Below are 23,733 nucleotides of genomic sequence, written 5' to 3'. Positions count from 1 at the left end.
GCCCCTCCGATGGCCCCGCTCAGAACGATTGCAGGTCGGTGAGGACGGCCGCTGCGCTCCCGTCGTCGAGCGCGCGCTCGGCGGCGTCCAGCCCCGCTTCGAAGCTGTCGGCGTCGCCGCCCGCGTAGATGCGGAACGCGCCGTTGAGAAGCACGGCGTCGCGGAACTGGTCTGTTCGCTCGCCGGTCAGGACAGCCTCGGTGATAGCTGCCGAGTCAGCCGCAATGTCGTCGACGGCGAGGTCGTCGTACTCGAAGTCCATTCCGAGCTCTGCGGTCTCTATCTCGTAGTCGTTCATCACGTCGTCGAGTGCGCCGTCGTCGGCCCACTCGGCGACCTTGGTGTAGCCGGGACGGATGTCGTCGTATCCTTCCATCCCCTGAAAGAGAATGGCGCGGTCAAAGCGGCTCCGCTCGGCGGCCCGTATCGTGTCGATGACCTTCTCGGCGAAGGTGAGATGATAGAAGCTGCCGAGGTGGACCGACGCGCCGGCGGGGTTGGCGAGCGTCTCGATGGTGTTGACGAAGGTCCGAACACCCATCTCGTCGCGGCGGTCATAGAGGTCGTCGATAGCGGGATTGAACGCCGGCTGGAAATAGAAGCCGAAGCCGGTTTCGTCGACCATCGCGGCCGATTCCTCGGGGTCGAGTTCGGTCGTGACGCCGAGTTCGTCGAGGACGTCCTTGTAGGCCGGCGACTTCTGGCTCGGGATGCGGTCGCCGCCGTGAACGACGACCGGCGTTCCCGCCCCCGCTGCGACAGCCCCGGCGGCGACGCCGAGAATCGCCGTCTCGGCCTTGCCGTCGTAGTTCGCGCCGCAGTCGACAGGGTCAGCCTTCGGCTCGGCCCGCTCGACCGATTCGAGCATCACGTCCAGAAACGCCGCCAGTTCCTCTGGCGTGTTCCGTTTCCAGCGGTTGGCGAGCCAGAAGGCCCCGAGCGTCGTCTCATCGGGCTCGCCGGCGACGATTCGCCGGAAGGCGTCGGTCGCCTGTTCCCGTGACATGTCCTCGGCTGATTTGATGCCGGTTCCGACGACCTCTGTCATCAGTCGCTTCAGCGGCCAATCTCCGAATTCCTGTTTCTCGGTAAGCATACGTGAAACAGCCGGCGCGTGCCGGCAAATCGCCGTCAACTACGGTATGTGCGCGACGGGCTTCCGTCACACCCTGTATTGTGGACCGATTTATTCTATCGCCGGCTGAATCCTCTCTATGGGCTCCGGTCCGACCGGCCTCCGCGGGACGGGTAGACAGCTACTGGCGCTCGAACGCGACGTACTCGTGCTCTCTGTCGCGATGTTCGCCTTCAGCCTCGGCTTCCAGATGACGAGCCGATACATCCCCCGGTATATGTCGGTTCTCGGGGCGGGAGCGGTCGCAATCGGTCTGTTCGGCGCGTTCGGCAACCTGATAAGCGCCCTCTATCCCTACCCCGGCGGTGCTGTCTCCGACCGCATCGGCTCCCGAACCGCGCTGACGCTTTTCGGGCTGCTGTCGACAGCCGGGTTTCTGATATGGCTGTTTGCCGACGCCTTCGGCACCGTCGTCGTTCCGCCGGTCGGAACAGAGCGTGAGGTGTTCGGCCGCGAGGTCGTCATCGGCTGGCTCGAACCGGCGGTGGTGCCGGTCGGTATCTTCCTCGGCCTCGTCTTCGCACAGGCGTGGAAATCGTTCGGCTTGGGGGCGACGTTCGCCATCGTCAAACAGTCCGTCTCCCCCGACCAACTCGCGACCGGATTTGCCAGCACCGAGACCTTCCGCCGGACGGCGTTTCTGCTCGGGCCGCTCCTTGCTGCCGGGATTCTCGCCGTCTTCACGTTCGAGGTCGGCTTCCGCATCGTCTTGGCAGTCGCGGCGGCGTTCGGCCTCGTTGCGACACTGGCACAGCACTTCCTCTACGACGCCAGCGAGGACACGCTCGGCAAATCTTTTGCGGGCGTCTCCGCAGTCGTCGATGACCTCCGGTCGATGCCATCTGAACTCCGGCCGCTGCTCGTCGCCGACACGCTCGTCCGGTTCGGCAACGGGATGGTCTACGTCTTCTTTATCATCGTCGTCACCGAGTTCCTCGAAGTAGGTGTGTCGCTGCCGGTCGTCGGCCGCCTCTCGCCGGACGCGTATTTCGGGGTCCTGCTGGCAATCGAAATGCTCGTCGCGCTGCTCATCATGCTCCCTGTCTCGCGGCTCTCCCGGCGTGTCGGCCTGAAACCGGTCGTTGCTGTCGGCTTCGCCGTCTACGCGATTTTTCCGGCGGTGCTCATTTACGCGCCGGACAACGCCGCCGTGCTGGCGCTTTTGTTTGCCGTTTCCGGGCTCCGGTTCGCTGGGCTCCCGGCGCACAAGGCGCTCATCGTCGGCCCCGCTGAATCAGGTAGTGGCGGCCGCGTCACCGGCAGCTACTATCTCGTCAGAAACGTCGTCGTCATCCCCTCTGCAGCCATCGGCGGGGCGATATACGCTGTCTCACCGGAGACAGCGTTTCTGACCGCGACGGCCATCGGATTGGCCGGGCTGGTAGTGTTTCTCGCCTTCGGCCGCGAGTTCGAAGCGGCGGTCGCCGGATAGCTGTTGGGTGGCTTACTCGTCGTCGGACGCTCCGCTCTCTTCGTCCGAGTCGGTGTCCGATTCGGCTGTTTCGCCGTCGCCATTGGCTTCATCGCTGTCGCTCTCGCCTCCGTTCCCGCTTTCGGCCCCGTCGTCGCCGGATTCCGTCGCCGAATCGGACGCGCCGGCCATCTCCATCAGCGTGACCGCGGTGTCGCCGTCCTCCCAGACGACACTGATGCTGTAGTCGTCGCTGATGCCGACCGTGACGCTATCGCCGGCGGTTACGGCCGGCTCGTCGCCGACCGTGCCGCTTGCTCTCCCACCGAGGTCGGTCCACGAGCCGGTTTCTTCGATGCCGTCGCCACGAATGTGGAGGTTCGCGGCCTTGATGTGGTCGCCGGCCGTGTGGATAATCTGTCGGCTGCCGTTTTCACGTTCGGTCTCGAAAGCAGCGTTCGGTGTCAGCTCCGTTTTATCGCCCTCCTGTGGGCTTCCGATGGCGACGATTCGCCAGCGCCCGTCTTCCCGTTCGAGCGTGACGAGCGACACGACTGAACCTTCGGCACCGTCAGGCACGACGAGCGCCTCGACAGTCGCCGTTTCGTCGTCGGATTCGACGAGTTCGGTCTCCTCGACGGTCGGCTCGCCGTCGAGGTCTTCCTCTTCGAACGGACCGATACCGTCGCTGTGTCGAAGCTCGTTGGCGCGCTCGACATCGTCGTCGGCGATGGCTTCGTAGAAGGCGACGACCGTTTCCTCGGGAGAGCGGTCCCGGTCGTCCTCCGACTCGTCTCCGGTCTGTTCTTCATCGTCCTCAGGTTGGTTCCCCTCACCGCTTGAGTCGCCGTCGTCCGGGTCGTCTTCGGGCTCCGGTTCGTCACCGTTCTCGGACCCGAGCACGTCGTCGAGACATCCTGCTAGCCCGGCCGTTCCGGCCGCGCCGGCAAGCGCAAGTACCGTTCGTCGTCGCATACCTGTTGTTCCGCCGCCGTTTCGCATTAAACACGGGGATAGGTAAAGCGAACATTTGAGTGACCGATACCTCGCTCGGCGTGGCCTACGCCGCTCGGTACTCGCCGTGCTTGACCCCGAGCCCGAACGCGATGAGTCCAAAGACGACCATCGACGGCACGACCATCATCAGTGTCGTTTCCAGTATCATCATTCCGCTCGCGACGAGGCCGCCGGCACCGATTGCGACGATGACGAGCAGTGCGCCGAGCGCGACGGGTAGGTTGAACTGCATACGGATTTCCGTTGGACGTGGCAGAACATAATTCGGTCGCTTCGACGGACGAAACCGACAGGCGTATGCGGGCCTCCGTTCGTTTCTTTCCCGTGTACTCGGCGCTGCTGTGGGCGCTTGCCGTCCTTCTGTACGGCGTCGGCGACCTCGTGACGACCGTCGCGGGCACCCGCCACGAGCACGTTCGGGAGGCAGCCCCGCTGACCCGGCGGCTGTTCGGCCCCGCGCCGTCGGCGTGGCGCTTCGGGCTCTTCAAACTCGGTCTGCTCGGGGCTTTCTACGCTGTGACACGGACGGTTGTCCCGCCGCCGTACCAGCCCGCAGTGCCGGCCGCTATCGCTGTCGTCGGTCTGGTCGCCGTCGGCAACAACCTCCGGGTGCTGTGGCGGGTTAGCTGACCGAGAACCCGCCGTCGACGACCAGCCCGTGGCCGGAAACGAACGACGCCTCGTCGGACGCGAGGAAGGCTATCGCGTCGGCGACCTCCTCCGGTTCGCCGAGTCTGCCGAGCGGATACTGCTTTTCAGTCTCGGCCTTTGCCTTCTCGGGGTCCCGCTTCGACTGGAAGAACTGGTCGCCGAGCGGCGTTTCGATGAATCCCGGGCAGACGGCGTTGGCACGGACGCCATCGCGGCCGGCCTCGGAGGCTATCGCCCGCGTCAGATTGAGGACAGCACCCTTCGTCAGCGAGTACACGGCCTGCTTCGGCAACCCGAGGAACGACGCCAGCGAGCCGACGTTGACGATAGCCCCCTCACCTTGCGACTTGAGATGTGGGAGCGCCGCCTGACAGCCGTTCCAGACGCCACGGAGGTTAACGTCCAGTACGTACTCGAAGGTCGTTTCGGTCACGTCCTCGGTGTAGGCCGGCGGATGGCCGACGCCGGCGTTGTTAATCATGGCGTCGAGGCCGTACTCGTCGGCGGCCGTCTCCACAACCGCTTTGAACTCGTCGGCATCGGTCACGTCGAGTTCGTGGAAGGCGGCGTCACCGCCCGCATCCTCGACGGCATCGACTGTTTCACGACCGCCGTCTTCGTTGATGTCCGTTGCGACGACGAACGCGCCTTCGCGTGCGACCTTCAGCGCGGTCGCGCGACCGATTCCCGACCCGGCTCCGGTGATAAACACCGTATCGTTCTCGAACCTCATAGTCGTACGATGGTAGCATATTATATAAATTTCACCTAACGATACTGGTTCCATATCCGCGAGAAAACGACACCGAGTGCGTCAGTGTGTCTTCCCGCCACCGAACGCCGGCCGCTCGGCGGGCGGCTCCGCTGCCGGCTCCCGGGTCGAAAGCACCAGCGTCGAAAAATCCGTCTCGGAGATGTCGCCGCGGTCCAGCGCCCGAAACCAGCCGGCTCGAACGCGCCAGTCACCGCAGAAGCCGCCGTTCGTGTCGAAGACCCAAAACCGGCAGTCAGAGGGGTCCCATCCGGCGTTGACGGCCTCCCGAAGCTCCGCACAGACGTTGCCGATATCGCCTTTTGTGAGTCCCGCCGCTGCCGTCTCGTACTCGACGTGGAGCGTCTCCCCCTCGCGGACGTACCGCTCGACGTAGACGCCGTGGCTCATCAGTTGCCGTTCGAGCCGCGCGCCGATGTCGTCGGATGCGGCCATACTCGACAGAGCGTCTACAGCCGAAAGAAACTGCCGGCGCTCGGGCCATGGCGTGTGGCGAACAGACGGCGCTTGCTGCGGCGGCCCGTGCGCCGTCCACCCGCCTCGGCGGACCGCCGTTGGCTCTCAGGTCACGCCGTCGATGCTGCGTGACTGTAATAAATAATCGGGTCGGTCGTTGCCGTCAGACCGGCTCCGGAGGCTCCTCTTGGAACTCAACGATGGCGTCCCGGAACGATTCAGGGACCCGCGTCGGCTCTCCCGACTCGTCGACGGTGACGTGTGTGACCGTCCCCTCGACGAGCAGGTCACCGTCGGCGTTGCGGCACTCGTAATCGAACTCGATGCTGGTGTCCCGTATCGCGCTGGCTCGCATCGCGTTGGTCAACTGCTCGCGGAACTCGGCCGGCTTCCGGTAGCTCAACTCCAGATTGACGACGTGGACATCCCAGCCCCGTTCTTTGAGTTCCTCGTAGGGGTAACCGACGACCTCCATGAACGCAGTGAACGTCTCGTCCTGATACGTCGCGTAGTTGCCGTAGAAGACGATACCTTGCTTGTCCGTCTCCGCAAACCGGACCGTATTCTCGTAGACGTCGTGCATAGCACGACCGGGGCGCGCTGGGAACATAAACCCACGCCAGCCCCCGTTCTCGGTGCGGCGCCTCGCCTCAAGCCCCCACGCTCGAATGCCGATACCGGCCGGAGACTTATGTAGCGAGACGCGCGTACTATTGGTAACCTGAACAGCCACTATGACACAACGAGTACTCGTGGTCGACGACTCCTCGCTGCAGCGGACCATCATCACGGGCGCGCTCGGCGACCGTTTCGAGGTCGTCGGCGAGGCCGAAAACGGGCAGGAAGCCGTCGAACTCTTCGAGGAGAAGGAACCGGACCTCGTGACGATGGACATCATGATGCCCGAGATGGACGGTGTCGAGGCCACAGGCGAAATCAAAAACCGTACCGACGACACGAAGGTGATGATGTGTACAAGCGTCGAGCAAGCCGAAAAAATGAAGGAGGCGGTCCGCGCCGGGGCCGACGAGTACGTTACGAAGCCTTTCGACGAAGACGAACTGCTTGATACGGCGACGACGCTCGTCGGGTCCTAACAGCGCTGTCGACGCTGCGTTACTGTTTTTGCTCGATGTTTTCCGCAAGCCCGCCGTCACCGAGATAGGTCTCCCGCATCGTCTGTTCTAACAGTCCGTCCGGGTCGAGGACGATGTAGACGGCCACAAACGGCGGCTCCGGGTCGAGTACCCACACCGAAAACGGTGGCGTTTCGCCGTCGGCCGCCCGGGCGACAAGCGGCTCCAGCGGTTTCGTGCCGTCGCGAAACTCGGCAAAGAGGTCCTGCTCGCCGGGCTGTTCCGCGAAGGTGTAAACCACGCCGTTTGGGTCACCGTCGGTGCCGTGGGTCACACGGGAGTTCATCGCCTCGCCGTCGGCCTGCGCCCGCTCGAAGCAGTTTCTGGCGGCCTCGAACATCGCCTCGGTCGTCCGCTCGAACCGGAACCGGGTCGCCGTCTCGACGGTCACGTCGCGTACCGCCGGCGGCTCTGTCTCCCATCCGAGGCCGGCGGCGACGACGTTGCCGACATCGGCCGTCGCCACCGCTGTCGCCGGCACGGCGACGACCTCGCTGCCGTCGACGGCCAGTAGTTGCCGCTCGTCGTCGTTTCGCCCCGGTAGCACCCGATACCGGCCGCGTTCGTCGTCGGTCACAGCCGCAGTAGGCGCGCCCTGCATATGACGGTCACGACCGCTACCGCCACGGGGCCATCGCCCGGAGCTGGTCGACGGAAAACAGCGTCGAGGGCCGGTCCATGTGAACGCCGATTTCCCCGGCGAAGGCAGCCATCCCCGCCCGCTGGACCGGCTTCGGCAGCGAGTACCCGGCCCGGATGAGCCGACCGAGCCGCTGGTCGCGGGCGAGTTCGTCCCGCCATGCGTGCTCGTAGCGGTACAGCGTCGAGCGTCGGTCGGGGTCGAGCACCCGCGCGGCGACATCGGCGGCCCGCATCCCGTAGAGGATACCGCCGCCGGTGAACGGCTTGGTCTGGCCGGCGGCGTCGCCGAGCAGGAAGGTCCGCTCGCTGACAGTCCGGTCCGGCGGGCCGATGGGAATCGCCCCCGAGCAGCGCCGCTCGATGTCGACGCCGTAGTCCTCAACCAGCGCCTCGAACCGCGCCGGCGCGTCGTCGCCGGGCGAGACTGCGAGGCCGTACTCGGCACCTGCCTCGCCTCTGGGGATGCGCCACGCGAAAAACCCGGGGACGGTCAGATGCACGTCGACGAAATCTTGGCTGTCCGGCGTCGGCTCGAAGCCGAGAACGCCGTGTAGCAACTCGTCGGGTTCGGGCAGCCCCACCTGACTGCGGACCTTCGAGCGGGGGCCGTCGGCCCCGCAGACGACCTTCGCCGCGAACTGCTCGGTGCCGTCCGGGCCGTTTGCGGTCACGGTCGCTCGGTCGCTGCCTTCAGTTACTGCGGTGACAGTATGCTGTTCGCGGACTTCGGCCCCTGCATCCCGTGCACACTCCGCGAGCGTCCTGTCTAATCCGACGCGGTCGATGGCGTTCGAGACGACTGTCTCTTTGTAGAACGGGTAGGCGCGGCTGTCGGCCCCGCCGAGGTGGAACCGGGCTCCGTAGATGTCGTTCTGGTGAAGCCGCTCGCGCGCCGTCTCGGGAACGAACGCCCAGACATCGAGACTGACATGGCCCGAACAGGCCAGCGGCTCGCCGATGGCCCCGGATTCGAGCACGAGCACGCCGTGGTCCCGCTCGGCGGCCGCGCGGGCGAATCGCGACCCGGCCGGGCCGGCTCCCACGACGATGAAATCGTACATACTTGCGTTCGCCCGTCGTCGGCCAAGTATTCTCCGGCTACTCATCGCCGACGACGCGGCCGACGCCCGGCAGTACGCCGGCGAGCCGTCCGACCCAGCCGAGCTTGAACAGCCCGACCTGCGACAGCACGCCCAGCACGAACAGCACGCCGAACAGCGGCACCTGGATACCGACGAGTGCGGTCGTTCCCAGCGGGTCGAAAAGAATCGGGTCGAGCGAGAACGCCTCCCGTGCCGCCGTGACATCCTCGACAGTCACAGCGCGCGATGCCAGCGTTGCGCCGATGAAGGCGGTGATAAAGACCAACGCTATCTTCGTCGCAGTGAAGGCAACCAGCGCCCCGCCGACGCCGCCGAGCAGCAACACGAGATAGCGGACCAGTCCACCCTCGGTGAATAGCGGCGTGATGACGTAGAGTCCGATGTACGCCCCAACGACGAAGCCGGGAATGGCCGTTGCGAACGACAGCGCGAGATACGCCGACAGCGCTCCGAACGCGCCACCAACGGCGATAACGGCCACGAGCCCGACGATACCCTCCGCCCCGACAGCGCCGAGCACCTGCGGGGCGGCGACGTAGCCGATACCGCCCCCGATGAGGACGCCGAGCAGCGCGGTCGCATACACGGAAAGCGCCGCGCCGGCAAACAGCAACACGACTCCAGCGACGACGACGCCGGCGGCGATGAGGTCCATACCTGCAACTCACCCCGAAGCGGAATAAGCTTGCAGGCCGACACATCGGCGGCTCTCCTCCCGACGGTGCTACGGCTCGACATCGAGTTCTACCTCGATATCGGCGAAAGCGGACAGCTCCCCGGGGTTTTCATCGAACCGGAGGTAGAACTGCTGTGTCGACCGCGGGGCTAACTGCGTCAACTCCGTCGTCCCCGTCGCCAGTGTCTCATCGTCGGCATCGTACAGCGTCACGGTAACTGTGACGCGCTCTGCGGGTGCGTCACCGTGGTTGCCGACCGTCCCGGTGACGATGACTGTCGCGTCGGCCGTATCGGCGTCGTGGAGGGTCGCCTCGGCCTCCCATCGGGGGTCCGGCGAGTCGAAGACGCCGAAGCCAACGATGAAGCCGGCGACACCGGCCGCCGCGAGCAAGACAAAGAGTACCCAGACGGTCCGACCGGCCAGCACCGACCGGTCCCGGACAAACGCGATAGAGGCGGCGAGTACACCGCCGAAAAACAGCGCCAGCCCGCCCCAGACGGAGTAGACGAGGACGAACCCCGAAAAGATGACCGCGACCGCGCCCAGCGCCATCGCGAGGATGTCGAGGTCCTTGATTTCCATGCCGGAGAACGCTCCGCGAGCGATAAAAAAGGGACCTGTTGTGGGCGCGTCCGGTCACAGGAAGACGAACACGACGAGGCCGAAAGCGGCAAGCACACCAGCAACACCTGCTGTCGGTGCCGGTCCAAGCCGCCGCCCTACTGCCGATTCGATACGGCCGTGTATCGGCGGCAGCAAGAACAGCCCGGCAAGCAAAAAGAAGACACCGGCGACGGCCGTCACCGTCGCCAGTCCGAGGACGATAGCGACGTAGCCGGCCGCATATTGGAGCCTCCCTCTGAGCGTGCCGTCGTTCTCTGCCCCGTTGCTGCTTGCTGTCCCGCCGCTTGCCTGTCGCTTCGTGGCGCGCTGTTCGATGTACTGGTTGAGCCGTCGAGAGGCTTCGTCGGTCTGGGGCGTCGCACACATAGGACAGAAGCGGTACTCCTCGCGGAGGGTGGCCCCACAGTTCCGACACTCAGGCATCTACGCCGTCGTTGCAGGGCAGCGTAGATTAAGATTCGGTCCGAATCGCGGCCGGAAGACCGAAACGCCGCTTGCCAGCAACGCGTTCCAACCGTCACTCAGTCGTCGCCAGCAGCGCGGCGCTTGCCGCCGCGTGGCCCCTCCATGTCGACCGCTGGGAGGTGGTCTCTGAGGTAGCGACCCGTGTGGGAGGCGTCGGTGCGGGCGACCGTCTCCGGAGTCCCTTCGGCGACGATGTCGCCGCCGCCGTCGCCGCCCTCCGGCCCGAGGTCGACGATGTGGTCGGCGTTCTTGACGAGGTCGAGTTCGTGTTCGACGACCACGACCGTGTTGCCGTCGTCAGTCAGGCGGTGAAGCACGTCGATGAGCTTCCGTTCGTCGGCGCTGTGGAGGCCGGTGGTCGGTTCGTCGAGGAGATACAGCGTGTTCCCCGTATCCTGCTTGCCGAGTTCCTCGGCGAGTTTGATGCGCTGGGCCTCCCCACCGGACAGCGTCGTCGACGGCTGGCCGAGCCGCATGTAGCCGAGGCCGACATCCTGCAGCAGCTTGAGGCGGCGGCGGATGCCCGAATGCCCCTCGAAGAACTCGTGGGCTTCGTCGACCTCCATGTCGAGGACATCGGAGATTGTCGCTCCCTTGTAGGTCACATCGAGCGTCTCGTCGTTGTAGCGTGCGCCGTCGCACTCCTCGCAGGGAACGTAGACGTCCGACAGGAAGTTCATGTCAATTTTGACCGTTCCCTGTCCGCCACAGGCCTCACAGCGGCCGCCCTTGACGTTGAACGAAAAGCGGCCCTTCGCGTAGCCACGCTGCTTGGCGAGCTTGGTCTCGGCGAACAGCTCGCGGATGTAATCGAAGACACCGGTGTAGGTCGCGGGGTTGGACCGCGGCGTCCGGCCGATGGGCGATTGGTCGATGAGACGGACCGTCTCGATGTCGTCGATACCTTCGATGTCGTCGTGCTCACCTGGGTTGACATCGGTGTCGTTCATCCGCCGGACCAGTCCTTTATAAAGAATCTCGTGCAGCAGCGTCGACTTGCCGGAGCCGGACACGCCGGTAATCGCGGTGAAACAGCCCATCGGGAAGTCGACATCGACGCCCCGGAGGTTGTGCTGGCGTGCGCCACGGACGGTGAGGTAGCCGTCTGCCTCCCGCCGCTCGTCGGGAACCGGAATCTCTCGCCGGCCGGCCAGATAATCGCCGGTCACCGATTCTTCGGTCGCCATCACGTCCTCGACATCGCCGTTGGCGACGACGTCGCCGCCGCGTTTGCCGGGGCCGGGACCCATGTCGATGATGTTGTCCGCCCGCCACATCGTCTCCTCGTCGTGTTCGACGACGACGAGTGTGTTGCCGAGGTCCCGAAGCCCCTCAAGCGTGTCGAGCAGCTTGTCGTTGTCCCGCTGGTGGAGGCCAATGGACGGCTCGTCGAGCACGTAGAGAACGCCGACGAGCCCGGACCCGACCTGTGTTGCCAGCCGGATACGCTGGCTCTCGCCGCCCGACAGCGTCGAGGCCTCCCTGTCGAGTGTCAGGTATTCGAGCCCGACTTCCTCCATGAACCCGAGGCGGGCGCGGATTTCTTTCAGAATCTCCTCGGCGATAGTCCGCTCGCGTTCACCGAGGTCGGCATCGAGCGTCTCGAAGTGCTCCAGCGCGTCGCCGATTGACATCCGGTTGACCTCGGTGATGGCGGTGTCGGCGACCAGCACCGCCCGCGATTCCGGCTTGAGGCGGGTTCCATCGCAGGACGGACACGTCGTTGTCGCCATGTACGTCTCGATGTGCTCGCGGGTGCTGTCGGAGTCGGTTTCGACGTACCGGCGTTCGAGGTTCGGCATGACGCCCTCGAAGCGCTTTTCCTTCCGCCTGGTGCCGTTTTTGGTCTGTCGCTCGAAGACGACTTCCTCGTCGGTGCCGTAGAGGAACTGGCGCTGAACGTCCTCGTCGAGGTCTTCAAACGGCGTCTCGACATCGACGCCGAAATGCGCAGCGACGCTGTCGAGCCGCGTGCGGTAGTAGGAGCGGCTGTAGCTCCACGGCTCGAATACGTCTTTTATCGGCTTCGTCGGGTCGGTAACGACGAGGTCCTCGTCGACCTCCTTGGTCTCCCCGATACCTTCGCAGTCGGGGCAGGCTCCGTGCGGCGAATTAAACGAGAACGACCGTGTCTCGATTTCCGGCAGGTCGATACCGCAGTGGGTACAGGCCAGTTCCTCGGAAAACTCGGCGGTCAATCGCTCGTCGTCGTCGCCGGCGAGGTCACCGGTCGACCGCGCTTCGGTGCCGATGTCCGCCTCGGCCGGCGGGTCCGGAAGAATGACCTTCAGGACGCCGTCGGCCTCTTGTAGTGCCGTCTCGACGGAGTCGGTGATGCGGGAGCGGTCCGACGCTCGTAGCTTCACCCGGTCGACGACAACGTCGATAGTGTGGTCGTAGTTCTCATCGAGGTCCGGCGTCTCCATCGAGAGGTCGTACTCCTCGCCGTCGACCTCAATTCGGGTGTAGCCCTCGCTGACGAGTTCGGAGAAGGTATCTTCGAATGCGCCTTTCTGGTCGCGGACGACCGGCGCACAGAGTTTCGCCCGCGTCCCGTCCGGAAGCTCCAACAGTCGACGGACCATCTGCTGGGCGCTCTGTTCGCCGACCTCGCGGCCACACTCGGGACAGTGCGGCGTGCCGACACGCGCATACAGCAACCGGAGGTAGTCGTGGAGTTCGGTGACGGTCCCGACCGTCGACCGGGGGTTGTTGGCGGCGTTCTTCTGGTCGATGGAGATGGCCGGCGACAGCCCCTCGACGTTCTCGACCTGTGGTTTGTCCATCTGGCCGAGGAAGTTTCTGGCGTAGGCCGACAGCGACTCGATATACCGGCGCTGGCCCTCGGCATAGACGGTTTCGAACGCGAGCGACGACTTGCCGGACCCCGAAAGGCCCGTGACGACGGTGAACTCCTCGCGGGGGATGGACACGTCGATGTCCTTGAGGTTGTGCTCGGAGGCACCGCGAACGACGATGTCGTCGGTCATTAGCGGAGTGACGGTCCGGCGCTGTGAAACGCTGTCGGTTGCGGGCAACGACGCCGCTCGGGACGGCCGCTCAATCCCTGCTACACCGATTCGGGCAACCAGCCGCCGTCGACTTCGATGTTCTCGCCGCTGATGTACCCCGAGTCCTCGTCGACGAAAAACAACATCGCCTGCACGAGGTCATCGGGGGCCGCCCAGCGGCCGCGCGGGGCTGTCTCGGGGAAGGCGTCGCTCGTCTCGACGACGTACGGCGAGACGGCGTTGACGGTGATGCCGTCGTCCGTCGTGTCGGCGGCGAGCATGCGCGTGAACATGAGCACGCCGGTCTTGGCGACGAAGTACGGGAAGTTCTTCGGCGCGACGGCCGCCCGTTCGGCGGCGGCGTAGCCGACGTTGACGATGCGACCCCACTCCGACCCACGCATCGGCCCGAGCGCGCGCTTCGAACACAGCATCGTCCCGGTGAGGTTCGTCTCGATGACTCGCCGCCACGTTTCGATGTCGATATCCGCCCAATGTTCCGGCGCGAAGTCGCCGACGTTGTTGACGAGGATGTCGACCGGCCCGAGCGTCTCTTCGATGGTGTCGAAACAGCCGTCGACCGCCTCCTCGCTGGTTATGTCCGCCGAAACAGCGACGGCATCGACATCCCGTTCACGGGCCTCCTCGGCGGTGGCTTCGGCGGCGGCCTCGCTGGTGTTGTAATGAACGGCCACGTCAGCGCCGGCGTCGGCAAGCGCCAGCGCGAACGCGCGCCCGACGCCGCGGGCGCTCCCGGTGACCAACGCGGTGCGGCCGGCACAGTCCGGACTGAGCATACTGCATCTGGGGCCGACAGTCGAATATAGCTGCGGGTACCGACCGCTGCTACCGGGAGACGCGGTAATGAAGCCAGACAGCCGACAGGAACGCGCCGAAGGCCACGAGCGCGGTCAGTCCGAAGGCGACCTGATAGCCGAACTCGGTGTAGACGCGCGCCCCGCCGATTGTCTCGCCGGTCCAGTACGCATCGAGCGCATACCCCATGGCCGTCGGCAGCACCGCCGCGCCGCTGAACGCCATCATGTTGATGGTCCCCGTCGACACGCCCGAAGCCGACGCGTCGTGGCGCTCCTTGACGACCGCGTAGGTCAGCGCGTACGCGCCGGCGAGGCCGCCAGAGGCGAAAAAGACCACGGCAACCACTGCGGTTGGCGGCGCACCGGTGACCGCAAGCAGCGCGAACGCGGCCGCATACAGCGCCATCCCGACGACGATGAGCCGCGTCCGACCACCGGTGCCGGCCTCGGTGTCGCGCCGTCGGGAGAGCCGGTCGGAGACGGTCCCGACGACTGGCGGCCCCACGAGCAGCCCCGCGCTTCCCAATAGCGTGTACGTCGAGGCGGTCGTCACCGAAAACCCGTACGTCTGCACCAGATACGGAATCCCCCACAGGCCGACGACAGTGATGTTGATACCCGTCCCGGCGAAAAGCACCGCACCACAGAGCCACGTCTCAACCTCGCCTAAAACCGTTCGGGCGTTCGCGAGTACGTCCCGTAGCGACGACGCACCGGGCGTGTCGACACCCGACATCGGCTCCAGCCCCGCATCGACAGGGGAGTCACGAGCGACAATGTAGGCGGCGACGGCGAGGCCGATGCCGAGCACCGAGAGCCCGGCCAGCGTTCGCCGCCAGCCGGCGGCCGCGACTGCGACCGCCAGCGGCGTCGTCGCCAGTATCCCACCGAAGCCGGAAACGGCGATGGTAATACCGCTCATGCGGGCGAACTCAGAGGGACGAAACCAGTTGGCACAGAACCGAAGAATGGCGATAAACAGCACGCTCCCGCCGAGGCCGATGAGCGCCCGGCCGACGAACGCGACGGCGTAAGACTCAGCGCCAGCAAACGCCAGTCCGCCGAGGCTCATCACCAACGCGCCGGCCGTGACGGTCCGGCGCGCGCCGAGCCTGTCGGCGAGCACGCCCGTCGGGAGCTGCATCGCGGCGTAGACGTAGAAGAACGACGCATGGAGGTTGCCGAGCTGAGTCCCCGTCACGGAGAAGGCCCGCGTCAGCTCGTCGGCCAGTACGGCCGTCGAGAGTCGGTACACCGACACGAGCGCGTACGTGCCGGCGAGCGCGAGGAACGCTATCCAGCGGCGACGCTGCGGGTCCATCCAGAGCCGACGGAGACGACTGGCTGCCACTGACGGCAGTGGGGATGGGGCGTACAAATTCGTACCGACCACCCTGCTTCGAGTCAGCCCGCTCCACCCGATACGTGAGTTGACGTTTTCGAGTTCGACAGTATACTAATATTCAGTCGATAGCGCGTCTGAGGCGCGTTCTGAGCGGCGTTTTCGCTGACCGAGAAAGACAAGAGTTAATCGGGTGCCACCGCCTTTTCCGAACGGTTATGACTAAGGTTAGCATTATCGGCGCTGCCGGCACCGTCGGTGCCGCTGCAGGCTACAACATCGCACTCCGCGACATCGCCGACGAACTGGTCTTCGTCGACATCCCGGACCAGCGGGAGACGACTATCGGACAGGCCGCCGACGCGAACCACGGCATCGCCTACGACTCCAACACGACCGTTGTACAGGGCGAATACGAAGACACCGCAGGCTCCGATGTCGTCGTCATCACGGCCGGCATTCCGCGCAAAGAGGGCCAGACCCGCATCGACCTCGCGGGCGACAACGCGCCAATCATGGAGGATATCGGTGCCTCGCTGGACGAGTACAACGACGACTACGTCTCGATTACGACCTCGAACCCGGTCGACCTGCTCAACCGCCACCTCTACGAGGCCGGCGACCGCGACCGACACAAGGTCATCGGCTTCGGTGGCCGCCTTGATTCGGCGCGGTTCCGCTACGTTCTCTCCGAGCGGTTCGACGTTCCCGTCCAGAACGTCGAGGCGACGATTCTCGGCGAGCACGGCGACGCGCAGGTGCCGGTCTTCTCGAAGGTCCGTGTCGACGGTGCCGACCCCGAGTTCGACGGCGACGAAAAAGAAGAGATTCTCGGCGACCTGCAGGAATCCGCGATGGACGTCATCTCCCGGAAGGGCGCGACCCAGTGGGGCCCGGCGACTGGCGTCGCCCACATGGTCGAGGCCGTTCTCAACGACACCGGCGAGGTTCTGCCGGGGTCGCTCGTGCTTGACGGCGAGTACGGCTACGAAGACACCGCCTTCGGTGTCCCGGTCAAACTCGGCGCAAACGGCATCGAGGAAGTCGTCGAGTGGGACCTCGACGACTACGAGTCGGAGCTGATGGACGACGCTGCCGAGAAGCTCTCCGACCAGTACGACAAGATTTCGTAAAAAAGGCAGTTACGCTTCCTCTCCGCCCGCTTCTTCTGCCGGCAGCGTATCACCGGTCAGCGACGCCCACTCGCGGAGCCGTTTTCGGTCACCACGCTCGTGTCCGGATGCCGTCATCGTGGTACCACCTCACGTGGGGGCTCAACGCCGACCCACATATGCTTTCCGCCGACTCCGACCCGCTTAGACGAGCTGTTCGCCGTCCTCGTCGTAGATTTCGATGGCGTCGACCGGGCAGCTCCGGGCTGCGAACTTCGCGTCGAACTCGGCGTCTTCGGGCACCTCGCGCTCGAAGATTCCCGGCGCTACCTCCTCAGCACCGTCGAGGTCGGCCTTGCCTTCGTCTTCGTCTTCCTCGAAAGCGTCCCACTCGGCGACACACTGGAACATCCCGATGCACGTCTCGCGGTCGAACCGAACCTTCATGCCCGCCGTTCGGCGCGCGCGATAAAAGGGATGACGGGTCCAGACAGCGTGCCGATTCGCTCCCCTCTTTGCTGTGACCCGAACATTCCGTTTAAATTGGACGGCGCATAAACGGGACGTAATGGACGTTTCCGAGGTCTCCGGCGTGCCGCCGTGGTTCGCCGACCACCTCCGTGAGGAGGGTATCGAATCGCTGTACCCGCCGCAGGCGGCGGCCGTCGACGCCGGTGTCGCCGACGGCGAGAGCCTCGTCGCCTCGGTGCCGACCGCCAGCGGCAAGACGCTCGTCGCCCAGTTGGCGATGCTTTCGGCCATCGACCGCGGCGGGACGGCGCTGTACATCGTTCCGTTGCGTGCCCTCGCCAGCGAGAAGCGCGAGGAGTTTGCGGCCTTCGAAGAGTACGGTCTCTCGGTGGGAGTCACGACGGGGAGCTACGAGGACACCGGCGAGTGGCTCGCCGACAAGGACATCATCGTCGCCACGAGCGAGAAGGTCGACTCGCTGGTCCGCAACGGCGCGCCGTGGATAGACGACCTCGACTGTGTCGTCGCCGACGAGGTCCACCTCGTCGACGACGAGCACCGGGGGCCGACGCTTGAGGTGACGCTGGCGAAGCTCCGGCGCGTCAACCCCAACCTGCAGGTCGTGGCGCTGTCGGCGACGGTCGGCAACGCCGGCGAGATGGCCGAGTGGCTCGATGCCGAACTCGTCGACTCCTCGTGGCGGCCCATCGAACTCCGGAAAGGGGTCCACTACGGGCAGGCGCTTCATTTCGGCGACGGCACCCAGCAGGAACTTCCAGTACAACGGACCGAGAAGCCGACCGAGGCTGTCGTCAGAGAGACCCTCGACGAGGGCGGGTCGACGCTCGTGTTCGTGAACTCCCGGCGGAACGCCGAGGGCGCGGCAAAGCGGCTGGCGAAGACGACCGTCGACGGTCTCGATGCCGACGAGCGGGCGGCGCTGTCGTCGCTGGCCGAGGAGATACGGGCTGTCTCCGACACCGAAACCAGCGACGACCTCGCCGACTGCGTCGAACAGGGCGCGGCGTTCCACCACGCGGGCTGTTCCAGCGAGCACCGCAGCCTCGTCGAGGACGCCTTCCGTGACCGGCTTATCAAGACCATCTGTGCGACGCCGACGCTGGCGGCCGGCGTCAACACGCCCGCCAGACGGGTCGTCGTCCGCGACTGGCGGCGCTACTCCGGCGACGCCGGCGGCATGCAGCCGCTTTCGGTGTTGGAGGTCCACCAGATGATGGGTCGTGCGGGCCGCCCGGGCAGAGACCCCTACGGCGAGGCGGTACTGTTGGCCGACAGCCACGACGAACTCGATGAACTGTTGGACCGGTACGTCTGGGCCGACCCCGAGCCGGTCGAATCGAAACTCGCCCGCGAGCCGTCGATGCGGACCCACCTGCTTGCGACGGTTGCATCCGGCTTCGCGGACTCGCGGTCGGCGCTGCTTTCGTTCCTCGACCGGACGCTGTATGCCACCCAGTACCGCCACGGGGACGGTGAAGACAACCTCGAACGGGTCGTCGACACGACGCTTTCGTATCTGGAGACGAACGGCTTCATCGACCGCGACGGCGACGCCATCGAGGCGACCGACCTCGGCCACACCGTTTCGCGGCTCTACCTCGACCCGATGAGCGCCGCCGAAATCATCGACGGGCTCGCCGACGCGGCCAGCCCGACGGCGATGGGGCTGTACCAACTCGTCGCACGGACGCCGGACATGTACGAACTCTACCTGCGCTCCGGCGACCGCGAGGAGTACACGATGTTGGCCTACGAGCGGGAGGCCGAACTGCTCGGTGAGCTTCCGAGTGAGTTCGAGGAGGGCCGCTTCGAGGACTGGCTGTCGGCGCTGAAGACTGCCCGGATGCTCGAAGACTGGGCGAGCGAACTCGACGAGGACGACATTGCCGAACGATATGGCGTCGGCCCCGGCGACATCCGTGGCAAGGTCGATACCGCCGAATGGTTGCTGGGAGCCGCCGAATCCCTCGCTAGCGAACAGGACCTCGCCGATGTTTCGGCGATACGGGAGGCCCGAAAACGGGTCGAACACGGCGTCGGCGAGGAGCTCATCGACCTCGCCGGCGTCCGCGGCGTCGGTCGGAAGCGCGCCCGGCGGCTCTACGACGCCGGCATCGAGACCCGGGCCGACCTCAGAAACGCCGACAAATCGGTTGTGCTGGCGGCGTTGCGGGGGCGCGAACAAACTGCCGAGAACGTCCTCGAAGCCGCGGGCCACCAGCAGCCGGAGATGGACGGTGTTACGCCTGATGCGGATGTCAAGGAGTCCGCGGCGGCTGCCGGTACCGACGACGGACAGGCCAACCTCGGTGATTTCTGATGGAGGGACGCTAACCATGCGGGTGGTCGAAGGCATCGCGGACATCGGCGGCGAGACGGCCCCCGACGTGGGTTCGTTCGTCCAATTCCTCGACGAGGTCGGTACCGACCACGGCGTGACCGTGCAGGCGTTCGACGCCCGATGTATCGTCTCCCGGCGCCACCTCGAACGCGCCGTCGAACTGGCTGACCGCGAACGGAGCCGTGGTGCAGCCATCGCCCGCGACCGCGGCGTTGAAATCATGCTCTATGCGGCCGGCCGGCGACAGATCGACCGCGCGCTCGAAATAGGCGTCTCGGAGGGTGAAACCTCCACGGTTGTCGTTGTCTCCGGTGACGGAGACGAGGCGGCTGCCGCCGACGCCGTCGCCGACTCGCTTCTGCCTGCCGAGACGCTCGGGAACTACGACCGCGACCGCGTCCGCTCGTTTTACGACATCGGTGTGGCTGAGCTGGAAGCGACCACCGCTTCGCTGGAGGCGCTCGTTCTCGAACGGGTCGCGCTGCTTGTCGTCGAGCGGTAACGGACACCATACGTTTTCGGCCCACCGCCCTCGTGTGCTCAGGCGTCCTCGATGAGAACCGTCGCGGTCCCTTCGACGGCGGCGTCGCCGTCCGTCCGGGCGACCGTTCGGAGCCGGTATTTCGCCTCGCTGAGGTCGTCGACGACTTCGAGTTCAGCGGTCACCGTTTCGCCAATACGGACCGGCGAACGGAACGTCAGGTCCTGTTCAAGATATACGACGGTCCCCGGGAGCCGGGCAAGCGCGGCGCTGATGATGCCAGCAATGAGTCCGCCGTGGACGATTCGCCCCCCGAAGCGCGTCCCGGCCGCGCTTGCCTCATCGAGATGTAGGGGGTTCGTATCGCCCGACGCGAGCGCGAACCGCTCGACATCGGCTTCCGAGACCGGTTTGCTGAACCGGAGCGTATCGCCAACCGACGGCTCGCCGTCGATGTCGCTTTCCGTTTCCCAGTCCGGTCGGTCCTCGCCGGCGGCAATCGGTACGTCCGGTCCGGTCTCTTCTTCGGTCATGCGTCCCGTATCGGGGTGGGCGTCCCTAAATCCCGGTGCCGGCCCGCGGGGTACTACAACACTTATTCGCGCGGCGGCGGTAGGCACGGCTACGATGTCCGACGACGACAGCGGCCAAGACGGCATCATGTGGCCGCCGAATCTGCTGAAAACGGTACAGGAAACCTCCGAACAGGCGACAAAGAAGCAGCAGGAGGCGCTTCAACAACTCCTCCTCGGCGGCGGGACGGCAACGCCGGACCTCGGCGACCTCTCCGACCAGATCGGTACGATGAGCCAGATGGCGACGTTCAAAACCCGCGTCCAAAGCGGCGGCCGGGTGTCGATACCTGACGCAGAGCGGGAGGCGCTGGACATCGAGGAAGGCGATATCGTCCAAGCCGTCGTCGTGCCGGTAAAGCGGAAGCGCGACGACGACTGACACGTAGCGAACGGACGACAGAACTGTTCTAGACTGCCTGCGGTCCCGCGCTCGTAGCGTTCGTTGCGCCGACGGGTTCAGTCACTGGTGGGGCCGGCTGGCCGGCGAACGTCAGGCGGATGTGGCCGAGATACGGGATTCGGACCTCCGCGGTGCCGGTAATCCACTCCGGTTTGACCGGGTCGCTGAGTTGATTGACTTGGTCGTAGTCGCCGTTGTCGTCGCCTTTGGTGATGAACCCGCCGTTCGGTGCGGGACAGGCTTCGAGCTCATCGCAGTTTTCGGCCCCGCCAATAGCGTCGGGGTCGGCTCTATCGTACCAGTTTTCACCGTCTTCGACCCACAGCATCGCGCGGTGGATGACCTGAATCGGATGTTCTCCGTTCGGGAGGAAGATTATGACATCGCCGTGGTCGCTGAACTTCGTCCGGTCGTGCTCGGCGGCGACATCGGCTGGCACAACGCCGGTCGTGGACCCGTCGTTGCTGATGGCCTCGTCCGGCGTGAACCGCTCGTTGTCGACGATGAAGATGAGGTCTCCCCGCTCCATGTTCGGCTCCATACTGCCGGACTCGACGGCCACCATCGGCGGCCAGATACCGCTGATGCCGAAAAGCACCGCCCCAACCAGCAGGACGGCGGCGACGCTCGTGACGATGTCACGGAGGTAGACGACAGCGCCGTCGTCGGTCGTTCGGAACCACCTGACCCACTCTACCAGCCCCTCCGGGCTGTCGCCCGTTTCCCCATCCCCATCGTCGCGGTCTTCGGCAGCCGGGTACTCGAAGGGGTCGCCCTCCGGTTCCGGCTCCGTCTCGGACGGGTCGCCCTCGCGACCGCCGTCCGTCCTGTCGCTCATTGGCGCTGCGTAACGCCCCAGGAAATTTGAACGTTCTGGGTCCGCGATGTTTTTGTTGTGGTTGCCGCCCCGTGACGGCAACCTTTTGCCCACGGCAGCGAACCAACGACTGTGCCGCAGGAAGCGCCGGCCCGCATCGCCCGCGAACTCGCCAGCCACGGCTACACGGCCGACCGCGAGGCGATAACGCTGCTTGCCCGTGCTGACGACACTGCCACGGCGCTGCTTGTCGCTGTCGAGGCAACGCCGGACGACGCGCTGAAACTCACTGCCGACGATGTCCGCGCCGCCCTTGACGAGGGTGGGCCAACCGCTCGCCGGGACCCCATTTCGGAGGGGGACGACGGCGCCAGCCCGGACGACCCCGAAACGACCACCTCGAGTGCCTCATCCGGAGCTGTTTCGGACGGCTCCGATGCCGGCGAGCAGGCACAGGAAGCCTCGCAGCCGGAGCCGGTCCCCGACGCTGCCGATGACGACCCGTCTCCAGTTGAAACTGAGGATGGTAGTGGCGGAGTCGGGCAGTCTGGTAGAAATGAACACCCCTCTTCTTCGGCTGCAGAACCCGCCACCGCCGCTGAATCTGGGGGAGAACCTCCAGTTGAAACAGAGGGGTCAAGTGAGGCGTCCACACGGGAACGGAACACGGACCAGTCGCTCCGCGACCTCGACATCGGCAACGACATGACCGGTCGGTCGACCGGAACCGGGGAGTACGACGACTTCGTGGCGACCTTCCGGGACCGCTACGAGCGCCTCTCGAAGACGCTGAAAGGACGGGTCAACCACCGCAACGCCTCTGCGTTGGAGGCGAGTCCGGGCGGCGGCGAAGCCGAGATGGTCGGGATGGTCTCGGATATCCGCTCTACCGCGTCCGGACACTGGCTTATCGAACTCGAAGACACCACCGGCGTCTTCCCCTGCATGATACTGAAAGACCGGGACATCGCCGGGCTCGTCGATGAACTCCTCTACGATGAGGTCGTCGCGGTTGAGGGGACACTCTCCGATGACGGTTCCATCATGTTCGTCGACGACCTCTACTTCCCGGACGTGCCGCGGACCCACGAGCCGTCGACGGCCGACCGCCATGTCGAGGCAGCGTTGATAAGCGACGTACACGTCGGTAGCCAGGAGTTCATGGCCGACGCATGGGAACGGTTCGCCGCGTGGCTCCATACCGACGAAGCGGCGAACATCGAGTATCTGCTCATCGCCGGCGACATGGTCGAAGGAGTCGGCGTCTACCCGGACCAAGACGAGGAACTTGACATCGTCGACATCTTCGACCAGTACGAGCAGTTCTCGGAGCGGCTGAAATCGGTTCCGGGCGACATCGAGATCGTGATGATTCCCGGCAACCACGACGCCGTCAGGCTCGCCGAACCCCAACCTGGCTTCGACGAGGAGCTCCGGTCGATAATGACCGCCCATGACGCACAGATTGCGTCCAACCCCGCTGTCGTCACGCTGGAGGGCGTTTCGGTGCTGATGTACCACGGCGTCTCGCTCGATGAGGTCATCGCCGAGATGCCCGACGCGAAGGCCAGCTACGACGACCCACATCTGGCGATGTTTCAGCTATTGAAAAAGCGCCACGTCGCCCCACAGTTCGGCGGCCACACACGGCTCGCCCCCGAACAGCAGGACTACCTCGTTATGGACGAGGTGCCGGATATCTTCCATACCGGCCACGTCCACAAGCTCGGCTGGGGACAGTACCGGAACGTGCTGGCGGTCAACTCCGGCTGCTGGCAGGCCCAGACCGATTTCCAAAAGAGCGTCAACATCGACCCCGACGCCGGCTTCGCGCCGGTCGTCGACCTCGGCTCCCTCGATATGACGGTCCACAAGTTCTCATAGGCCGGATTTCGGCTTTCTTTCGCCTTTTTGTTCAGAATCCTCATTTTTGTTTATAAGATTTATATGTAGCTGCCGTCAGACGACGGTATGACACGGCGTCACATCGTCACCGTTATATACCCACTGTCAACTATTAGCATGTATGTCACAGAACCCGGCCACGCCGGTGACGGTTTCGGACTGTGAGGTTATGGCTTCGGTCGACGACGGCGATGACGGCGAGCAGCTCGTCATCGCGGAGCTTTGCCGGGACGGAGCCTATCTCACGATGCCGACCTCGTCGACGGTCGCCGTCGACGAGTGGCGGTAGCCGGCGTTTCGGTCGGGACGCCCGCGGCGGCACGGTATCCCCGAACGCTTTTTGGGCGG

At 65.2% G+C, this 23,733-nt stretch carries 26 protein-coding genes; 9 read left to right on the top strand and 17 right to left on the bottom strand.

The window, feature by feature from the left end; genetic code table 11:
- Positions 1-19 precede the first annotated feature (19 nt).
- Positions 20-1,096: an anthranilate phosphoribosyltransferase gene (locus NP_RS01360; protein ID WP_011321993.1), complete on the bottom strand. Its 1,077-nt coding sequence runs from the start codon at positions 1,094-1,096 to the stop codon at positions 20-22.
- Positions 1,097-1,214: 118 nt separating this feature from the next.
- Between NP_RS01360 and NP_RS01355 the strand changes: the two genes are divergently transcribed.
- A complete protein-coding gene (locus tag NP_RS01355) occupies positions 1,215-2,567 on the top strand; it encodes an MFS transporter (protein WP_011321992.1) in 1,353 nt (450 codons plus the stop codon).
- A gap of 12 nt (positions 2,568-2,579) precedes the next feature.
- On the opposite strand, the gene NP_RS01350 is transcribed toward NP_RS01355, so the two are convergent.
- On the bottom strand, positions 2,580-3,521 hold the full coding sequence (locus NP_RS01350; protein ID WP_011321991.1) for a putative sodium/potassium/calcium exchanger: 942 nt from the start codon (positions 3,519-3,521) through the stop codon (positions 2,580-2,582).
- A gap of 85 nt (positions 3,522-3,606) precedes the next feature.
- A complete protein-coding gene (locus NP_RS01345) occupies positions 3,607-3,795 on the bottom strand; it encodes a DUF7333 family protein (RefSeq protein ID WP_011321990.1) in 189 nt (62 codons plus the stop codon).
- Between the two features lie 92 nt (positions 3,796-3,887).
- On the opposite strand from NP_RS01345, the gene NP_RS01340 reads away from it, so the two are divergent.
- Positions 3,888-4,193: a hypothetical protein gene (locus NP_RS01340; protein ID WP_198408095.1), complete on the top strand. Its 306-nt coding sequence runs from the start codon at positions 3,888-3,890 to the stop codon at positions 4,191-4,193.
- Here the strand turns inward: NP_RS01340 and NP_RS01335 are convergent.
- From NP_RS01335 to NP_RS01325, 3 genes are all read right to left on the bottom strand, one after another.
- Positions 4,186-4,947, bottom strand: coding sequence for an SDR family NAD(P)-dependent oxidoreductase (locus tag NP_RS01335; protein ID WP_011321988.1), 762 nt, complete (start codon positions 4,945-4,947; stop codon positions 4,186-4,188). The genes NP_RS01340 and NP_RS01335 overlap by 8 nt on opposite strands.
- Before the next feature lie 81 nt (positions 4,948-5,028).
- Entirely contained in the window at positions 5,029-5,421 is a 393-nt protein-coding gene (locus NP_RS01330) for a hypothetical protein (protein ID WP_011321987.1), read from the bottom strand.
- A 184-nt stretch (positions 5,422-5,605) separates the two neighbouring features.
- The gene (locus NP_RS01325; protein WP_198408094.1) at positions 5,606-6,025 is read right to left on the bottom strand and encodes an acyl-CoA thioesterase; all 420 of its coding nucleotides are present in this window, start codon (positions 6,023-6,025) and stop codon (positions 5,606-5,608) included.
- Between the two features lie 151 nt (positions 6,026-6,176).
- Here NP_RS01325 and NP_RS01320 point away from each other — a divergent pair, with 151 nt between their 5' ends.
- Complete coding sequence (locus tag NP_RS01320; protein WP_011321985.1) at positions 6,177-6,539, top strand: response regulator; 363 nt, start codon at positions 6,177-6,179, stop codon at positions 6,537-6,539.
- A 19-nt stretch (positions 6,540-6,558) separates the two neighbouring features.
- Here the strand turns inward: NP_RS01320 and NP_RS01315 are convergent, their stop codons facing one another.
- From NP_RS01315 to NP_RS01280, 8 genes are all read right to left on the bottom strand, one after another.
- Positions 6,559-7,179, bottom strand: a complete 621-nt coding sequence (locus NP_RS01315; RefSeq protein WP_011321984.1) for a DUF6663 family protein — start codon at positions 7,177-7,179, stop codon at positions 6,559-6,561.
- Between the two features lie 16 nt (positions 7,180-7,195).
- Complete coding sequence (locus NP_RS01310; protein ID WP_011321983.1) at positions 7,196-8,281, bottom strand: geranylgeranyl reductase family protein; 1,086 nt, start codon at positions 8,279-8,281, stop codon at positions 7,196-7,198.
- Positions 8,282-8,318: 37 nt separating this feature from the next.
- Positions 8,319-8,978 carry a hypothetical protein gene (locus tag NP_RS01305; RefSeq protein WP_011321982.1) on the bottom strand — a complete coding sequence of 220 codons (660 nt, stop codon included), beginning with the start codon at positions 8,976-8,978 and terminating at the stop codon, positions 8,319-8,321.
- A 69-nt stretch (positions 8,979-9,047) separates the two neighbouring features.
- Positions 9,048-9,584 (bottom strand): FxLYD domain-containing protein, encoded by a 537-nt coding sequence (locus tag NP_RS01300; protein ID WP_011321981.1) that lies wholly within the window; start codon positions 9,582-9,584, stop codon positions 9,048-9,050.
- Positions 9,585-9,638: 54 nt separating this feature from the next.
- On the bottom strand, positions 9,639-10,049 hold the full coding sequence (locus tag NP_RS01295) for a zinc-ribbon domain-containing protein (protein ID WP_011321980.1): 411 nt from the start codon (positions 10,047-10,049) through the stop codon (positions 9,639-9,641).
- Positions 10,050-10,147: 98 nt separating this feature from the next.
- Entirely contained in the window at positions 10,148-13,081 is a 2,934-nt protein-coding gene (uvrA, locus tag NP_RS01290) for an excinuclease ABC subunit UvrA (protein WP_011321979.1), read from the bottom strand.
- Between the two features lie 80 nt (positions 13,082-13,161).
- Complete coding sequence (locus NP_RS01285) at positions 13,162-13,899, bottom strand: SDR family NAD(P)-dependent oxidoreductase (protein ID WP_011321978.1); 738 nt, start codon at positions 13,897-13,899, stop codon at positions 13,162-13,164.
- A gap of 49 nt (positions 13,900-13,948) precedes the next feature.
- Entirely contained in the window at positions 13,949-15,271 is a 1,323-nt protein-coding gene (locus NP_RS01280) for an MFS transporter (RefSeq protein ID WP_198408093.1), read from the bottom strand.
- A gap of 209 nt (positions 15,272-15,480) precedes the next feature.
- On the opposite strand from NP_RS01280, the gene mdh reads away from it, so the two are divergent.
- Positions 15,481-16,395, top strand: a complete 915-nt coding sequence (gene mdh, locus NP_RS01275; protein WP_011321976.1) for a malate dehydrogenase — start codon at positions 15,481-15,483, stop codon at positions 16,393-16,395.
- Positions 16,396-16,578: 183 nt separating this feature from the next.
- On the opposite strand, the gene NP_RS01270 is transcribed toward mdh, so the two are convergent.
- Positions 16,579-16,821, bottom strand: a complete 243-nt coding sequence (locus NP_RS01270) for a ferredoxin (RefSeq protein WP_011321974.1) — start codon at positions 16,819-16,821, stop codon at positions 16,579-16,581.
- A 121-nt stretch (positions 16,822-16,942) separates the two neighbouring features.
- Between NP_RS01270 and NP_RS01265 the strand changes: the two genes are divergently transcribed.
- Both NP_RS01265 and cgi121 read left to right on the top strand, forming a co-directional pair.
- Complete coding sequence (locus tag NP_RS01265) at positions 16,943-19,186, top strand: ATP-dependent DNA helicase (RefSeq protein ID WP_011321973.1); 2,244 nt, start codon at positions 16,943-16,945, stop codon at positions 19,184-19,186.
- A 16-nt stretch (positions 19,187-19,202) separates the two neighbouring features.
- Positions 19,203-19,709, top strand: coding sequence for a KEOPS complex subunit Cgi121 (gene cgi121 / locus NP_RS01260; RefSeq protein WP_011321972.1), 507 nt, complete (start codon positions 19,203-19,205; stop codon positions 19,707-19,709).
- Between the two features lie 38 nt (positions 19,710-19,747).
- Here the strand turns inward: cgi121 and NP_RS01255 are convergent, their stop codons facing one another.
- Positions 19,748-20,221: a MaoC family dehydratase gene (locus NP_RS01255; RefSeq protein ID WP_011321971.1), complete on the bottom strand. Its 474-nt coding sequence runs from the start codon at positions 20,219-20,221 to the stop codon at positions 19,748-19,750.
- A gap of 94 nt (positions 20,222-20,315) precedes the next feature.
- On the opposite strand from NP_RS01255, the gene NP_RS01250 reads away from it, so the two are divergent.
- A complete protein-coding gene (locus NP_RS01250) occupies positions 20,316-20,642 on the top strand; it encodes an AbrB/MazE/SpoVT family DNA-binding domain-containing protein (RefSeq protein WP_049939418.1) in 327 nt (108 codons plus the stop codon).
- Positions 20,643-20,670: 28 nt separating this feature from the next.
- On the opposite strand, the gene NP_RS01245 is transcribed toward NP_RS01250, so the two are convergent.
- Positions 20,671-21,501, bottom strand: coding sequence for a S24/S26 family peptidase (locus NP_RS01245; protein WP_011321969.1), 831 nt, complete (start codon positions 21,499-21,501; stop codon positions 20,671-20,673).
- Positions 21,502-21,612: 111 nt separating this feature from the next.
- Here NP_RS01245 and NP_RS01240 point away from each other — a divergent pair, with 111 nt between their 5' ends.
- Both NP_RS01240 and NP_RS14545 read left to right on the top strand, forming a co-directional pair.
- A complete protein-coding gene (locus NP_RS01240) occupies positions 21,613-23,364 on the top strand; it encodes a DNA-directed DNA polymerase II small subunit (protein ID WP_011321968.1) in 1,752 nt (583 codons plus the stop codon).
- A gap of 142 nt (positions 23,365-23,506) precedes the next feature.
- Positions 23,507-23,674: a DUF7556 family protein gene (locus tag NP_RS14545; RefSeq protein WP_011321967.1), complete on the top strand. Its 168-nt coding sequence runs from the start codon at positions 23,507-23,509 to the stop codon at positions 23,672-23,674.
- The last annotated feature ends 59 nt before the right edge of the window (positions 23,675-23,733 follow it).

It is taken from the genome of Natronomonas pharaonis DSM 2160 (genome assembly GCF_000026045.1).
Taxonomy (GTDB): Archaea; Halobacteriota; Halobacteria; order Halobacteriales; family Haloarculaceae; genus Natronomonas; species Natronomonas pharaonis.
This window is presented reverse-complemented; position numbering and strand designations above follow the sequence as displayed.

Excerpts from the sequence above, each read along its gene's own strand:
- NP_RS01345 (WP_011321990.1), bottom strand. The coding sequence starts at position 3,795 with ATGCAGTTCAACCTACCCGTCGCGCTCGGCGCACTGCTCGTCATCGTC.
- uvrA (WP_011321979.1), bottom strand. The coding sequence starts at position 13,081 with ATGACCGACGACATCGTCGTTCGCGGTGCCTCCGAGCACAACCTCAAG.
- NP_RS01350 (WP_011321991.1), bottom strand. The coding sequence starts at position 3,521 with ATGCGACGACGAACGGTACTTGCGCTTGCCGGCGCGGCCGGAACGGCC.
- NP_RS01305 (WP_011321982.1), bottom strand. The coding sequence starts at position 8,978 with ATGGACCTCATCGCCGCCGGCGTCGTCGTCGCTGGAGTCGTGTTGCTG.
- NP_RS01295 (WP_011321980.1), bottom strand. The coding sequence starts at position 10,049 with ATGCCTGAGTGTCGGAACTGTGGGGCCACCCTCCGCGAGGAGTACCGC.
- NP_RS01245 (WP_011321969.1), bottom strand. The coding sequence starts at position 21,501 with ATGAGCGACAGGACGGACGGCGGTCGCGAGGGCGACCCGTCCGAGACG.
- NP_RS01360 (WP_011321993.1), bottom strand. The coding sequence starts at position 1,096 with ATGCTTACCGAGAAACAGGAATTCGGAGATTGGCCGCTGAAGCGACTG.
- NP_RS01300 (WP_011321981.1), bottom strand. The coding sequence starts at position 9,584 with ATGGAAATCAAGGACCTCGACATCCTCGCGATGGCGCTGGGCGCGGTC.
- NP_RS01285 (WP_011321978.1), bottom strand. The coding sequence starts at position 13,899 with ATGCTCAGTCCGGACTGTGCCGGCCGCACCGCGTTGGTCACCGGGAGC.
- NP_RS01330 (WP_011321987.1), bottom strand. The coding sequence starts at position 5,421 with ATGGCCGCATCCGACGACATCGGCGCGCGGCTCGAACGGCAACTGATG.
- NP_RS01270 (WP_011321974.1), bottom strand. The coding sequence starts at position 16,821 with ATGAAGGTTCGGTTCGACCGCGAGACGTGCATCGGGATGTTCCAGTGT.
- cgi121 (WP_011321972.1), top strand. The coding sequence starts at position 19,203 with ATGCGGGTGGTCGAAGGCATCGCGGACATCGGCGGCGAGACGGCCCCC.
- NP_RS01320 (WP_011321985.1), top strand. The coding sequence starts at position 6,177 with ATGACACAACGAGTACTCGTGGTCGACGACTCCTCGCTGCAGCGGACC.
- NP_RS14545 (WP_011321967.1), top strand. The coding sequence starts at position 23,507 with ATGTCACAGAACCCGGCCACGCCGGTGACGGTTTCGGACTGTGAGGTT.
- NP_RS01325 (WP_198408094.1), bottom strand. The coding sequence starts at position 6,025 with ATGCACGACGTCTACGAGAATACGGTCCGGTTTGCGGAGACGGACAAG.
- NP_RS01250 (WP_049939418.1), top strand. The coding sequence starts at position 20,316 with ATGTCCGACGACGACAGCGGCCAAGACGGCATCATGTGGCCGCCGAAT.
- NP_RS01335 (WP_011321988.1), bottom strand. The coding sequence starts at position 4,947 with ATGAGGTTCGAGAACGATACGGTGTTTATCACCGGAGCCGGGTCGGGA.
- mdh (WP_011321976.1), top strand. The coding sequence starts at position 15,481 with ATGACTAAGGTTAGCATTATCGGCGCTGCCGGCACCGTCGGTGCCGCT.
- NP_RS01255 (WP_011321971.1), bottom strand. The coding sequence starts at position 20,221 with ATGACCGAAGAAGAGACCGGACCGGACGTACCGATTGCCGCCGGCGAG.
- NP_RS01265 (WP_011321973.1), top strand. The coding sequence starts at position 16,943 with ATGGACGTTTCCGAGGTCTCCGGCGTGCCGCCGTGGTTCGCCGACCAC.
- NP_RS01315 (WP_011321984.1), bottom strand. The coding sequence starts at position 7,179 with ATGCAGGGCGCGCCTACTGCGGCTGTGACCGACGACGAACGCGGCCGG.
- NP_RS01355 (WP_011321992.1), top strand. The coding sequence starts at position 1,215 with ATGGGCTCCGGTCCGACCGGCCTCCGCGGGACGGGTAGACAGCTACTG.
- NP_RS01310 (WP_011321983.1), bottom strand. The coding sequence starts at position 8,281 with ATGTACGATTTCATCGTCGTGGGAGCCGGCCCGGCCGGGTCGCGATTC.